We start from the raw sequence: 13,763 nt of genomic DNA, 5'->3' as shown, positions 1-13,763 counted from the left end.
TAATGCCGATCATTTAAGAATTAGTTAATAGCACTTGAACGATCTTCTAGGTATGTAAGAATCCGAATTCTTTTGTAGAATTCGGATTTTTTTATGCAACTTTCTAATGCTCTCGATATTATTAACAACATCAAACCTAATGACGTTGAAACACTCGTAGATTTACTCCCTTTATCTCTTATCGAAGAAGCCTATGCACTGACCGAAACCGTTACACTACGAAAAAGAAAACTAACCCTAGAATCGATGGCCGATGTCGTTAATATGCTCGACATTGTTGACCGCGAGGGTAAGCCATTTGTTGCGCCAAGTGCTTTAACTCAGTGTCGTAAAAACCTAGGTGAAGCCGCCATGAAAGCCTTATTTGAATGCACCCAAAGGCATTGGAATAATGGCGCTAATCATCCTCATTGGAATGGGCTTACCTTGCTTGGTGTCGATGGTGTTGTTTGGCGTACGGATGACTCACCCCAAAACAATGAAGCCTTTACAAAACCGACCAATACACAATACCCACAGGTCAGAATGGTGTGTCAAATGGAGCTAAGCAGCCACATAATCACGGGGAGTGCTTTTGATGATTACAAGGTCAATGAAATGGTGCTGGCTGAAAAGCTTATAGAAACCACCCCCGATAACAGTCTCACTTTATTCGACAAAGGTTTCTATTCTTTAGGGCTTTTACATAAATGGCAAACGACTGGCAGTGAACGCCACTGGCTAATCCCCCTGAAAAAAAATGTGCAATATGAGGTTATTCAAACATTAGGGCGTAATGATAAATTAGTCCAACTTAGCAGCAACCCAAGAGCAAGAAAGATGTGGCCAACGCTGCCTGACACCTTAATAGCGAGGTTAGTGACTCGAAAAATAAAGGGTAAATCATACAGTGTGATGACATCGATGACAGATCCGATGCGATATCCGTCAGCCGATATAGGCGATTTGTACAGTCACCGCTGGGAGATAGAGCTTGGTTATCGGGAACAAAAGCAATATATGCTGGGCAATCGATTAACATTAAGAAGTCGCTTACCAGCGCTTGTAAAGCAAGAGCTGTGGGGAGTGTTGCTTACTTATAATATGGTGCGATATCAGATGGTAAAAATGTGCCACACATTAAAAGGTGATTATTTACCGTACCAACTGAGTTTCAATGGTAGTTTAGCTCAAATAATGAGGTTGCTTGTTGGATTACCTTATTCAACACCTGGAGCCATACCACGTCAATTAAAATACTTTTATGCGATGGCAGAAAGCCTCATTCTAGAGCCTCGAAGGGGGCGAAGTTTTCCTCGTTCAGTCAACCCAAGACCACAGCGGTACGCTAGAAATAAAAAAACCGTTCACCTTAAGTGAACGGCATTAGAGCCCAGGCTCCTTTTTTTAATACCGATATTCCAGTGTAAAAAAATCTACTGACGATTAATTTTAACTGCAAATGGCGTGTCGTTATAATGCGTAGAGCGATACGGGTTTATATCAAGCCCACCGCGACGAGTATAACGCGCGTAAACCTCTAACTCTTTAATATTAAGCTGTGTTGTTAAATCGCTATAAATACGCTCAACACATTGCTCATGAAATTCGTTATGCGTTCTGAACGAAATTAAATAACGCAGTAACGATTCGCGACATATTTGCTCGCCTGTGTATCGTATGATCACACTTGCCCAGTCAGGCTGGGAGGTAATTAAACAGTTTGATTTAAGTAAATGGCTATAGAGCGTTTCAGTAACTACGTTATCACTTTTTGCTTTAAGTGAATTAGCATCAATATCGTAATTATTAATTTCAATATCTAAGTCATCAATACATTCACCTGGCAGCGCCGTACACGGTAAGCAATTGTAATCATCAGGATTATATAAAGTCACTTTGATAGGGCTGTTAACCGCGTTTGATAAGTCATCAATTAAGTACTTTTTTACTACATCAATGCTTTCAAATCGGGTTTGGTTAAAGCTATTTAAATAAAGTTTAAACGACTTTGACTCAATAATATGGCTGCTTTGGCATTCAAAGGTAAATAAGGCTACGGCAACTTGCGGTTTACCTTTATTGTTTAGCCATGAAAGCTCGTAACCTGTCCAAATGTCTTGGCCTTTAAATGGAAGCTCTGCTTCGTCAATATTTAAAGCATCACGATTTAGTTTGCGCGCAATAGGGAAAAGCAAGCTTGGCGTGTACACATCTACATACTCAGTAGATTGGCCTAATACGCTACCTTTAAGGTCTGGAGAATTGCTGTAATCTGTCATGTTTGCTCTTAAATAGTTACAATAGGGACATTATATCTAATTTAAATGAGTTTCACAGTATGTCTGTTGCATTGCTTATAGAACAACTTCATCAAACATTTAGCGAAAATACCCTGAAAAATACCGCAAAGTACCCACTTATTGTGCACGACGAGCAATGGCCAAGCCCGTGTGAAGTTGGCGAGGTTGACGAGCAAGGTAACATTCAATGGCAGGGGGCGCGTCAGCAACCTGCAGGTTCGCTTAATGATTTAGCCAGCGCACTTGAGCTTGATTTCCCAAAAGAGCTTAGCGAGCTATATGGGCATATGTACGGTGGAAGCATTTCAGCAGTTATTGATGGGCATCAGGTTGAATTACTACAAGCATGGAACGAAGAAGATTTTAATTTGTTACAGCAAAATATAACGGGTCACGTTTTAATGAAACGCAAGCTCAAGCAGCCAGAAACGGTATTTATTGGTTTAACAGGTCAAGATGATTTACTAGTAAGTGTATTGGTGCACACTGGTGAAGTATGTTTAGAGCACGTAGGCAAAAAAACACACCATGTACTTGCACCTAACATTAATGCTTTTTTAAAGGCATTAGAGGTTTAAAACGTGTTTAATAAATCAGCTTAGCGTCATCACTAAGCTGATTTCAAGCGCTCATTAAAGTGGTTACTGAAAATCCCACGATATATTCGACACTAAGCCACACGGCTCACACCTAAAGTCGAATAACCCAAACCACGATTCAGGTAATTTCCAATCGCCATTGCAGCTAGGGCATTTTCGTTCAAGTTCAGACGCTTTATCTACGCCGCCTACACGGTATAAATAATAATAGGTTGACTTTTTAGTTAAAAAACTAATTCGCTTTGTTATGTCTTTTCCGCGTCTGTATAAGTCGCTTTGGATACTCGATATTTCTTCAAGTGCCGGAAACTCACAACGGGTTGCGCCATTAATTTGAATTTGATCGCAGGCTTGCCAATCTTCTTGCCATTTTATAAGCGTTTTATAGTCACCATTAGCAATTGCCGGAATACGAAATAACGGCACAGGCAAAAAGTCATCACCACAATAAAGCGGGCTACACGTATGCACATAGGTTGTGTATAAAATATAACTTGATGGTTCTTTACAGCAGTCAGCACCATTGGAGTGAATATCTTGTCCAATCACTTTTACTTTTGGCGCAAGTAGCCCCGCACTATGTAACTTTTCGATACTGTGCTTAACAAACGGGCTGTTATTTAGCGGGTGCATTGCATCTTCAGTAGGGCACATTACACGGGTAATAAAAAATCCATCTTTTAAAACGGTTGGAAATTCTTCGCCCATTATTTGACCATTAAAACGCAGTGCATTTACTAAGCGATTTATTGCTTGTTCGGCTTGTTCTAGGGTGGTGTCTTGGTAGCAATCAAAAGTTAAATCAACAACGAACATTTATAGTCTCAAATTATTTTTGTTCTAGCAGTGCAAGAAGTTTATCGAGTTTTTGCTCAATTCTATCTAATTGACTTGTTTTAAGCTCAGTATTATCTGACTGCTGTGGGTTTCTCATGAAGTTATTAATTGAATCAGGATTGTTTTTATATTGGCTTACTGCTGCAATAATCATCGGCATTGGAACCGGTTGTGCCAAACGGCTTTTAGTTAGTGCTACAGTAGGGGTTTTGCCTTCATCAAGAAGGGCTTTAATTGCATCAAATACAACTGAATTCATTAGATATATAACTCTTTAATAAAATAAATACGCAGCATATAAATGCTGCGCAGATGCTATGTTAGCAATAAATAAGGGAGGGTACATTAAATAAAATTACTTACTTTGACGAATGCGTACATCTAACTCGTCAATTACTTCACTCCAATCACCGTCTTGTGCAAGCGATTCAGCTAAAAAGTGCTGTTGTGCCTCATCCCAAAAAGAAGCTTCTTGGAGTAGTGTTGTGTCTTCTAATTCATGTGAGGCAATAAATGCATCTATTTGTTCATCAGAATTAGGTAATCCAAGCTGTGCAAATAGTGTATTGATGTCGTGTTTAGTCGTATCCATGATATTGCTCCTTTAAACGAATGAAAACTTATTCTAAGGATTAACTCTACTCCTAGCTAGTTAAACTCTCGCTGAATTTACGGTTAATAATTTTAGGTATATAGTTAGGTATAAAGTTAAACAGTCTACAGCTAAAATAATAAAGGAAATACAATGAGTGTAACCACGCCAGCTGATACGTTCAGCGTACAGTATTTAGCCGCAGAAGATATTAGCACTGCAGCAAGCCTAATTTATCAGGCTTATCATGACGATCCTGTATTACAAAACATGCTTAGCTACAATGACGAAAATAAATCAGTATACGAAAAAAAATTACGATCATTAATTCGCGAAGAGCTCAGTAGTTTTTGGCAAGAAAAGCAGCCATTAATTGGTTTATACCGCAACGATAAATTAAAAGCAGTAGCGTGTGTATTTGAATCTAATAGCCAATTACAAGCGCAGCGTTATTGGCACTGGCGTTTAAAATTAATGCTGAGTGCGGGCTACTTACAAACAAATCAATTAATAGATAAAGAACAAACAATTAGAGATGCCCTTAAAGAGAAAGGCAATTACTACTTTTTAGCTTTTATTGCCGTAGATCCACATTTTCATGGGCAAGGGTTTGGTCGTTACTTACTACGAGGGCTTGATGATTTAGTTAAATGTAACGCTGAGTCAACGGGGATGGCTGTATTTGTAACGCGTAGAGAACACACTGAATTTTTTAAAACCGAAAAGTTTGAAGCATTTAAACACCTTACTTTTAACCAAGTAGAGGGCGAGTTACTATTTAAATCAATAATTGAGCCAACTATTTAAAATTATGATGTAAGCCAATGCGCCCAAACGGACATAAGGCCGTGAGATATATCTCACATTATCGTGAGCATTGTCAGTTAAAGGCTATTAATAAGTAGCCTTTTTTTCATTCAAGTTATTGTTATTTAAAGTTTATTTTTATTTTTTCATTTTTGTGACGTTTATTTATTTAGTGTTAAGTCCTACTTCTCCCCCCTGATTGCTTTAAACTTCTCTTTGTCAAGACGACATAGCTCAATGATTGAGTTACTGCCAAGGATACGGAATAGGCAACATAGCGGACGCTAGCAGGAAGCATAAAGGACAAGCTAAAACGGATACAAGGAAGAATAAGGAAGTGCATGAAGCACTTAGTAGCTAGGAGTTACTTTAGGATAATCACGGATGACGCTACAGGAAGTAGCAGGAGCGTTAGTTTACGTAGGACGGCCAAGATGGCAAGTGGACATTGCAGGATGCAAAAGTGGCAGGAGCTACTTTAAAGGATTACCAGGGATGATGCTACGGGATGTAGCTAAACGATAGATTTCGTGGGTTTGCCAAGATGGCTATGGATATTGCAGGATGCAAAAAGTGGCAGGAGCTACTTAAAAGGATTACCAGGGATGATGCTACAGTATGTAGCCAAACGATAGATTTCGTGGGTTTGCCAAGGTGGCTATGGATATTGCAGGATGCAATGTGAGGGTAAACAAGGTTGTTTACTCGTTCAGGGGATGATAATACGGATTTAAGATAATGGATATCTAGCAGGATGCAGTCCAATTGGGGCGTAACTTTAGTTACGCCTTAGTTTTTTGTGTTGAATTAAGTTTATCAACTTAAGACAAATACTCTTAAAGTATATTCAGTTTTATATTTTATGCGGTGGAACAACCACACTTTTCAAAAACTCATTTTCCATAATTAACACACCTTGATAAGCATTTTCACCATCGCTTGAAAATTCAAATATAAATTCACTTTTGATGCCTGGCTTGCCGTTCTTTAAAAAACCAAAGCGGCGTTTTGTGCATGCAACACTCATCAATTGCACCTGCAATTGCTCACTTTGACGTTTAGCATGAACGTTCGCCGCTTCAGCAACCTTTCGGTTAAGCCAAAATAAGTAAATTACACTACCAATAAGTATGAACGTCCATAAACTTGCCATTTAAGAGAATAACCTTCCAATTGCACGCGCGAGGGTTTCGCTACGATTTTCTTTACGTAATAAGCCTAATAAATGCGGGCGAATAGTCGGTATTGCAACTAAGTCAGCAAAAATACTTGGAAACAATTCTTCAATTTTTTGATGATGTGCGCAATTATCCATAAATACATGTAAGCGTTCAGGGTTTTCTAATTGCTTAAAACACCGCCCAGCTATTGTTAGTAACACGTCAGAGTCGTGTCTTACCGGTGAGCTTAGTACAGTATCGACTAATTGAGCGCATAACCCTTGAGCTTGACCTTTTGAAACAGATCTTAGTGCTGCGGTTATAGCTAATGTATCGTTATTACTAATTGCGGCCTGTGCGTAATCAACAAGTAACTCACTCATTGATGTTGGTATTTCAACGTGTTCAAGCATGGCACTGAGTGGTTGCAGTACTTCAATAGGTAAATGCGCCCATGCTTTTTGCAAATTACTTAAGTTTGTATCGCTGTCTAAGCGTAGTGCAAAATCGGCAATACCCTGCAGTGCAACACTTTGCCAATTATCAAAACCAATTTTACCGCTAAAGTATAACTGTGCATGCTCGTAATACTGCGACGCAGGCTGTTTTAATAGTACTTTTACTTGGGCGTTAAATGCCGCTAATTTATTTGCGTTTGGTGTAAAAACATAAGGGTTATTATCAAGTTTCCCATCGGCTTGCTCACCTGTGACTTCAGTGCCTAGCGCTTGAATAACCATATCAGCAAAGTGATCGCGACTAGCACTTACAAGCATACTTTGCTCATCAAGTGGAAACTTTAAAAACCATACATAAGGTTCTTTACTGGCTTTAGTATCCCAAAATTGAATAGCGAGCCAAGCATGACCAGCAAGAGGATAAGGGTAAGGCACTTGGGCTTGTTCAATAGCTAAAAATTGTTTTTTATCAAGCTTAGTAATGTGCCTGCCAATATCAAAAGCACGCCACTGAGTACCCGCACCATCTAAAAGCTGACCTAATGTAGCTATTTGATCACTCATTGTTTTCTCAACTGTTTTTACTGCAAAATTACATTAATTATACGTCATAGCCGCCTATGAGGGAACAGGGTATAATTGCATTACATATATAAAAGAGGGTGGTTATGTACCAGCAAACCCAAACTCATTTAGTGCAGCTAACGGCACTTTTACAAAAACACGCGCTTTGGCAAAGTGAGCCAATAGACGCTGATGCACTGCTTTCAAATACTCCTTTTTGTCACGATACAATGGCATTTGAGCAGTGGTTACAATTTGTATTTATTGAAAAAATACAGCAATTAATAACACATAAGCAACCACTGCCACGTAATTTTGCTATTGCCCCTATGGCGCAAATGACACTTGTGAATAAAGCAGGGAGCGATGAAATAATTGAATTATTAACAGCCCTTGATACCTTTTTAGGAGAACCAAATGAGTGAGCGTCCAGCGCCTATTGAATATGGCGAGCTGACTATTTTGTATCAAGATGAAAACTATGTGGCTATAAATAAGCCTTCAGGTTTATTAGTGCATCGCTCGTTTTTAGATAAACACGAAACCCAGTTTGCTATGCAAATGTTGCGCGACCAGCTAGGGCAGCATGTATTTCCAGTACATAGGCTCGATAGACCTACGTCGGGCGTATTGCTGTTTGCACTGAGCTCTGAAGCAGCTCGCGATATGAACCAGCTATTTATTGAAGGTACTATTGCTAAACGCTATTTAGCCTTAGTGCGCGGCTTTGCGCCAGAGTCAGTATTTTTAGATAAACCGCTTAAAGAAGAACTTGATAAAATAGCCGATAAATTTGCAGATCAAGACAAAGCACCGCAAGAAGCGCAAACCCAGTTTAATTGCTTGCACCAAGTTGCATTGCCTATTCCTATTGGTAAGTACCCAACAGTGCGTTACTCGTTGGTTGAGTGTTTTCCAAAAACAGGGCGCAAGCATCAAATTCGCAGACACTTAAAGCACTTATCACTGCCTATTATTGGTGACGTAAATCACGGTGATAACCAGCATAATCAATTTTTTAGGGAGCATTTTGAGCTAAGACGCTTAATGTTATTTGCAACAGAGCTTAGTTTTGTGCACCCTTATAGTAATGAATCAATAACAATTAAAGCGCCACTAGGTGAAGACATGCTTGAAATATGTAAGCAGCTAGGTTGGCCAGAGCAAGAAAAGGATTATTAATGGCACATATTAGTATTTTTGTAGGCAGCGTTAATGGCGGTGCAGAGCGTTTAAGCGATGAAGTTGCAACCACAATTGAGCAAGCGGGTCATACTGCTACAGTAATTACTGAAGCATCACTTGATGATATAAAAAATGCATCGCATATTTTAATTGTTACCTCCACAACAGGGCAAGGTGATGTACCGAGTAATTTGGCAGGATTGTACTTTGCAATGAATAGCACTTTCCCAATGCTTACCGATAAACCGTTTGGTGTAATTGCAATGGGTGACAGATGTTACGGCGATACATTTTGTGGCGCTGGGCGAAGCTTTGACGAGCTACTACGCGATTTACAAGCAAAGCCTGTGGGCAACCGCCTAGAAATAGATGCATGTGAAGATTTTGAACCATGGCCAGTAACTGAGCCTTGGTTAAAAGTATGGCTAGAAAAACTAGCTGCTTAATCCTTAACTTTAAGGTATTAAAAAAGGAGCGCATGCGCTCCTTTTTGCTTTTATAGCTTTATAAATTAACTACTTCTGACATCTACTTTAAGTTTTAGCTTTTGGCCAGGTTGTAAGTATTTTTGACCTGCTAAATTATTCCACTTAATAATTTCGTTAACGCTTAGATTAAACTTAGACGCAATACGTGCAAGTGAGTCACCACGGCGTACTTTGTATGTAATAGTACGGTTGGTACTTGCCGTTGCTTGTGGTTTATTAGCTGACTTATACACAGTTAGTTTTTGATTTAGGCGCAGTACAGAGTTTTTCTTTAGCTTATTCCATTTAGCCAGCTCATCCATAGTTACGTCATATTCGCGGCTAATGTCCCATAATGTATCGCCACTTTTAACTGTGTGCGAAAGCTTTGTGCGAGTTGCTTTATTAGCAGCTAAACGCATCTGCTTTGGTAAATGCTCGCTATTTATAGCGCCATCAGTAAGCGGGACTAATAACTCTTGGCCTACTTTAATCGTATTTGATTTGAGTTTATTAAGCGATCGGATTGCACTTGAGCTTGTTGTAAACTTTTTGGCAATTACCGATAAGCTGTCGCCTCGAGCCACAATATAACGCTGCCAGCGTAATCTGTTTTTAACATCAGTGTTTGCTAGTTTTTGGCTAAATTCCTCTGCTTTATCAACAGGCAATAATAAAGAATGAGGGCCATTAGGATCAGTTGCCCAGCGGTTAAAACCAGGGTTTAATCTGTATAACTCAGTAAGCGTCATATCAGCCATATCAGCAGCAAGCGCTAAATCTATTTGCGATCCAACATCAACCACTTCAACCACTTGTGCATTAATTACTGGTTGCCATGTAACGTTAAAATCATCTGAGCGTTTTAATAAATCGGCAAGTGCTAATAACTTTGGTACGTAGGCTGTTGTTTCGCTAGGTAAATCAAGAGACCAAAAATCGGTAGGTAAATGCTTTTTACGATTCTTTTTAATAGCGCGCATCAAGCGCCCTTCACCCGAGTTGTAAGCAGCAATCGCATTTAGCCAATCGCCTTCAAGTGTTTTATGTAAATACGATAAGTAGTCAAGTGCTGCGCGAGTCGATTGCACTATGTCGCGACGACCGTCGTACCACCAGTTTTGTTTTAAATCGAATCGCTCACCGGTTGCAGGCATAAACTGCCAAATGCCCGATGCGCTGCGATTAGAATAACCAAACGGGTCAAATGCACTTTCTACAATAGGCAGTAGTGCAATTTCGATTGGCATTTCGCGCTTTTCTACTTCTTCAACTATAAAGTGTAAGTAAGGTTCTGCACGTTTAGAAATACGATCTAAATAGGCTTGGTGGCGAGCGTAATAATTACGTTCAGTAACAACAGGGCGGTTTTGCGGTATTTCGATAGAAAGTTGGTAGCGAATTCGCTCCCACACATCATCAAACACGGGAGCTTCTTGCTCATCAGGGTCAACTTGCTGATATTGTGCGTTTACCATCAATGCATTGTTAATGTCGTTAGGACTTGCGCCTTCGAGTTGTTGGTTTGCTTGCGTGGCGACTTGAGAGTCTGAGTCTAGAGTTGTCACAGTTTGACAACCACTTAGCGCTAACGCCAAGGCTACTAATAGGGGAGATTTATTCATAAATACCAATACATCGGGTAAAAAACTCGGCGAATACTACCTGTTATGAGTTAACATTGCCACTTAATGACTTTTTAAAACGCAGAAATAGAATCATCACTATATCTTAAGTTAATGATTCTAATAAAATAAATATTAAAGTATTAGTTTGTGCATTAAAAATTGTCTTTGAACTGTCTCAGACTAGCAAAGTTTCCCCAAGGTTCATTGTTTTTTGTAACCGAGATGAATTTTTCTGGCACTAACTCTGTAATGGTTGGCAAATCGCTACGCATAAATGGATTTATTTTTAGCTCCTGTCCAATAGAAGTGGGTAGGGAGATTTGGTTATTACTGCGTAATTCGTCTACTTTTTTACTGTACGCAAGGAGTTCTGGGTTACGTGGTTCAACCGCTTTGGCAAAGGCAAGATTAGCTTGCGTGTATTCGTGCGTGCAATACACACTGCAGCTTGCAGGCAGCTCTCTTAGTTTATTAAATGATCCCCACATTTGCTTTGGCGTGCCTTCAAATAAGCGCCCACATCCACCGCTAAACAATGTATCGCCTGTAAAAGCAAGTTCATCATTTGTATAGCAAATATGATCAAGCGTGTGCCCAGGAGTTGCCAAAATATTAAAGTTAATATTAAGCACACTGATGCTTTGACCATCCGTGAGTGCGTGAGTGACGCCTTTAAATGGACTATTTGCGGGGCCATAAACCGATATATCTGGATAGGCGACAACTAATGCAGCTACGCCATCAGTGTGGTCGTAGTGATGATGCGTAATTAAAATACCACCAAGCGTTAGTTTGTGCTCAGCTAGATACGCTAATACGCTCTGTGCTTGGCCTGGATCGACTACCCATGCTTGGTTACTATTATCGGTAGTTAAACACCAAATGTAATTATCAGAAAAGGCTTTAATTGCTTTGACTTGCACCATGGTAAATTGCTCTATAAAGTGACACTTACCGCATAGTATAACGAGCTCAAAAAATGAAACCAGCCCTTAGTTTTCAAGAAGGACCCAAACCACTGTCGTGGCAACAGTTTCCTCATGGGGATTATTTGCGCAAAGATATTGAACGCAAAATGGAGCAATGGCTGCCGCGTATGTTTGGCTATCATATGCTTAAGCTAGGTAATTTAAGTGGCGAATTAAATACAAGTATAAGTACGATTAAACACCAGGTGTGTGTTGCAGAGCCTGGGCCTTACACTGGGGTAGTTGCTGACATAGATGAACTGCCATTTTACGAGCACAGTATTGATGCATGCATACTAAGTCACTGCTTAGAGTATCATTCAGACCCACATCACATTTTACGAGAAGCACATCGCACACTTATTCCGGGCGGCTATATAGTAATTACGGGATTTAACCCGTTTAGTTTGTGCGGACTTGCACAAATGCTGCCTTTTAGTGGTCAGAAATTACCATGGACGGGGCGCTTTTTTACACCTGCGAGGGTTAAAGATTGGCTAAACTTACTTGGTTTTGAAATTGTAAGTGACGAACGTTTTATTTATTCATCACTGGCAAGAGGTAATAGGCTATCAAGGTTTGAGTTTTGGCGGACTTTTGCAAAACAGTATTTAAAACCGATGGGCAGTGTTTATATGCTGGTGGCACGAAAAAGAGTTGCGCCACTTACGCCAATAAAACCTAAGTGGCATGCAAGGCCGCAGTTTGCGCCAGTAAAAGGGGCAGGGCTTAGACAAACGTCAAAGCAACACTTTAAATCGTGCGAGCAAGAAAATAATACCAATTGCATTAAATAAGTGATTTATTATAGCGCTAAGAAAATAGCACATTAACAAGGCGAAATTGTGACATATAGTTGTTCTATATGAATAATTTTTAACGCAGTTAGTGAGTTATATAATGCGATAGAATGAACATGTTTTTAATAAAATTGGTATAACAGCAACTAGCTTAGAATAAATTAAGGCTGGTAGCCTACATCTTCTAGTAAATCTTTACTGCCAGCGGCATCGCGCGCTAAATCGTCAACTATTTCGTTGTACTTATGGCCGCTATGCCCTTTAACCCATTTCCAGGTTACATTGTGCTCGCTACAGGCTTTATCTAGGCGTTTCCATAAATCGACGTTTTTAACCGGCTTTTTAGCTGATGTTAACCAGCCACGTTTTTTCCAGTTAGTGATCCACGATTCAATACCTTGCTTAACATATTGGCTATCGGTTGTTAGATTTACTTCGCATTCTCGAGTGAGTGATTCTAGGGCTACAATAGCCGCGAGCATTTCCATTCGGTTATTCGTTGTGAGTTTATAACCTTGGCTCATTTCTTTTTCGTGGCCGTTATAAATCATAAAAATACCATAACCGCCGGGGCCTGGATTACCTAAACATGAGCCATCGGTGTAAATCTCTACGGTTTTTTGCACTGTTTTACCTTGATCTTATGTACAATAAAGTGATTATAGAAAGATACCAGAATCAGGCAAAATTCGATATGGCACGTAGACAAATAGTTTTAGATACAGAAACCACCGGCATAGACCCTAAACAAGGGCATCGTATTATAGAAATTGGGTGTGTAGAGTTAGTAAATCGCCGTTTAACAGGCAATAACTTTCACGTTTATATAAACCCACAACGCCCAAGTGAAGAAGAAGCAATCGACGTTCACGGTATCACTAACGAATTTTTACGTGATAAACCGTTGTTTCATCAAATTGCCCAAGAGTTTTTCGACTATATTGAAGGGGCAGAGTTAGTTATTCATAACGCACCGTTCGATGTTGGTCATATGGATAACGAATTTGCGCTGCTTAATCAGGGTTATCCTAAAACAGATACTTTTTGTCAAGTTCTCGACACGCTTAAAATGGCGCGTGACTTGCATCCAGGTCAAAAGAACAACCTTGATGCATTATGTCGTCGTTACGATGTAGATAACGGTAAACGAACGCTTCACGGCGCGCTACTGGATTCTGAGATTTTAGCCGATGTGTACCTTGCCATGACGGGTGGTCAAACAAAGCTAAATTTGAATCAAAATAAAGATGACGGCAGCGAGCAACAGAAGGGCGGTATAAAGCGTTTAAATAGTGATAGAACCCCATTAGTTGTATTACGAGCAAGCGACGCTGAGCAAAGCGCACACGAAGCACGATTAGATCTTGTAAACAAAGAAGGCGGCCAATGTATATGGCGCGCTGAATAAGGCGATTT

17 protein-coding genes are annotated in these 13,763 nt (G+C 39.8%); 8 read left to right on the top strand and 9 right to left on the bottom strand.

Features of this window, described 5'->3' with window-relative positions; translation table 11 throughout:
• The first annotated feature begins 93 nt into the window (after positions 1-93).
• Positions 94-1,359: an IS4 family transposase gene (locus tag GQR45_RS18265; protein WP_165726668.1), complete on the top strand. Its 1,266-nt coding sequence runs from the start codon at positions 94-96 to the stop codon at positions 1,357-1,359.
• 56 nt (positions 1,360-1,415) lie between these two features.
• Here the strand turns inward: GQR45_RS18265 and queF are convergent, their stop codons facing one another.
• On the bottom strand, positions 1,416-2,261 hold the full coding sequence (gene queF, locus GQR45_RS18260) for an NADPH-dependent 7-cyano-7-deazaguanine reductase QueF (protein WP_165726667.1): 846 nt from the start codon (positions 2,259-2,261) through the stop codon (positions 1,416-1,418).
• A 59-nt stretch (positions 2,262-2,320) separates the two neighbouring features.
• Between queF and syd the strand changes: the two genes are divergently transcribed.
• On the top strand, positions 2,321-2,860 hold the full coding sequence (syd, locus tag GQR45_RS18255) for a SecY-interacting protein (protein WP_165726666.1): 540 nt from the start codon (positions 2,321-2,323) through the stop codon (positions 2,858-2,860).
• Positions 2,861-2,923: 63 nt separating this feature from the next.
• Here syd and GQR45_RS18250 read toward each other — a convergent pair whose 3' ends face one another.
• The 3 genes from GQR45_RS18250 to GQR45_RS18240 form a co-directional block, all read right to left on the bottom strand.
• On the bottom strand, positions 2,924-3,697 hold the full coding sequence (locus GQR45_RS18250; RefSeq protein ID WP_165726665.1) for a Zn-ribbon-containing protein: 774 nt from the start codon (positions 3,695-3,697) through the stop codon (positions 2,924-2,926).
• 13 nt (positions 3,698-3,710) lie between these two features.
• A complete protein-coding gene (locus tag GQR45_RS18245) occupies positions 3,711-3,977 on the bottom strand; it encodes a hypothetical protein (RefSeq protein ID WP_007378199.1) in 267 nt (88 codons plus the stop codon).
• A gap of 96 nt (positions 3,978-4,073) precedes the next feature.
• On the bottom strand, positions 4,074-4,310 hold the full coding sequence (locus tag GQR45_RS18240) for a DUF2789 domain-containing protein (RefSeq protein ID WP_002958240.1): 237 nt from the start codon (positions 4,308-4,310) through the stop codon (positions 4,074-4,076).
• Positions 4,311-4,463: 153 nt separating this feature from the next.
• Here GQR45_RS18240 and GQR45_RS18235 point away from each other — a divergent pair, with 153 nt between their 5' ends.
• On the top strand, positions 4,464-5,117 hold the full coding sequence (locus GQR45_RS18235; RefSeq protein WP_121954064.1) for a GNAT family N-acetyltransferase: 654 nt from the start codon (positions 4,464-4,466) through the stop codon (positions 5,115-5,117).
• An 853-nt stretch (positions 5,118-5,970) separates the two neighbouring features.
• Here the strand turns inward: GQR45_RS18235 and GQR45_RS18230 are convergent.
• Positions 5,971-6,270, bottom strand: coding sequence for a DUF3301 domain-containing protein (locus GQR45_RS18230; RefSeq protein WP_002963032.1), 300 nt, complete (start codon positions 6,268-6,270; stop codon positions 5,971-5,973).
• Entirely contained in the window at positions 6,271-7,299 is a 1,029-nt protein-coding gene (locus tag GQR45_RS18225; RefSeq protein WP_165726664.1) for a DUF3549 family protein, read from the bottom strand. It lies immediately after the preceding gene.
• A 104-nt stretch (positions 7,300-7,403) separates the two neighbouring features.
• On the opposite strand from GQR45_RS18225, the gene GQR45_RS18220 reads away from it, so the two are divergent.
• From GQR45_RS18220 to GQR45_RS18210, 3 genes are read left to right on the top strand one after another with little or no spacing between them, the layout of a single operon-like run.
• A complete protein-coding gene (locus GQR45_RS18220; protein ID WP_165726663.1) occupies positions 7,404-7,724 on the top strand; it encodes a YqcC family protein in 321 nt (106 codons plus the stop codon).
• Positions 7,717-8,481 carry a tRNA pseudouridine(65) synthase TruC gene (gene truC / locus GQR45_RS18215; protein ID WP_024593675.1) on the top strand — a complete coding sequence of 255 codons (765 nt, stop codon included), beginning with the start codon at positions 7,717-7,719 and terminating at the stop codon, positions 8,479-8,481. Before GQR45_RS18220 ends, truC begins: the two co-directional genes overlap by 8 nt.
• Positions 8,481-8,930 (top strand): flavodoxin, encoded by a 450-nt coding sequence (locus GQR45_RS18210; protein ID WP_165726662.1) that lies wholly within the window; start codon positions 8,481-8,483, stop codon positions 8,928-8,930. The genes truC and GQR45_RS18210 overlap by 1 nt, the downstream gene beginning before the upstream one ends.
• 65 nt (positions 8,931-8,995) lie before the next feature.
• Here the strand turns inward: GQR45_RS18210 and GQR45_RS18205 are convergent, their stop codons facing one another.
• On the bottom strand, positions 8,996-10,576 hold the full coding sequence (locus GQR45_RS18205; RefSeq protein ID WP_007586008.1) for a LysM peptidoglycan-binding domain-containing protein: 1,581 nt from the start codon (positions 10,574-10,576) through the stop codon (positions 8,996-8,998).
• Positions 10,577-10,731: 155 nt separating this feature from the next.
• Complete coding sequence (gene gloB, locus GQR45_RS18200; RefSeq protein ID WP_165726661.1) at positions 10,732-11,505, bottom strand: hydroxyacylglutathione hydrolase; 774 nt, start codon at positions 11,503-11,505, stop codon at positions 10,732-10,734.
• Between the two features lie 53 nt (positions 11,506-11,558).
• Here gloB and GQR45_RS18195 point away from each other — a divergent pair, with 53 nt between their 5' ends.
• The gene (locus GQR45_RS18195) at positions 11,559-12,344 is read left to right on the top strand and encodes a class I SAM-dependent methyltransferase (protein WP_101217180.1); all 786 of its coding nucleotides are present in this window, start codon (positions 11,559-11,561) and stop codon (positions 12,342-12,344) included.
• A gap of 164 nt (positions 12,345-12,508) precedes the next feature.
• Here GQR45_RS18195 and rnhA read toward each other — a convergent pair whose 3' ends face one another.
• Entirely contained in the window at positions 12,509-12,973 is a 465-nt protein-coding gene (rnhA, locus tag GQR45_RS18190) for a ribonuclease HI (RefSeq protein WP_007378210.1), read from the bottom strand.
• Between the two features lie 68 nt (positions 12,974-13,041).
• Here rnhA and dnaQ point away from each other — a divergent pair, with 68 nt between their 5' ends.
• On the top strand, positions 13,042-13,755 hold the full coding sequence (gene dnaQ, locus GQR45_RS18185) for a DNA polymerase III subunit epsilon (protein ID WP_165726660.1): 714 nt from the start codon (positions 13,042-13,044) through the stop codon (positions 13,753-13,755).
• The last annotated feature ends 8 nt before the right edge of the window (positions 13,756-13,763 follow it).

This window comes from Pseudoalteromonas sp. SA25 (assembly GCF_011378705.1).
GTDB lineage: Bacteria > Pseudomonadota > Gammaproteobacteria > Enterobacterales > Alteromonadaceae > Pseudoalteromonas > Pseudoalteromonas arctica.
This window is presented reverse-complemented; position numbering and strand designations above follow the sequence as displayed.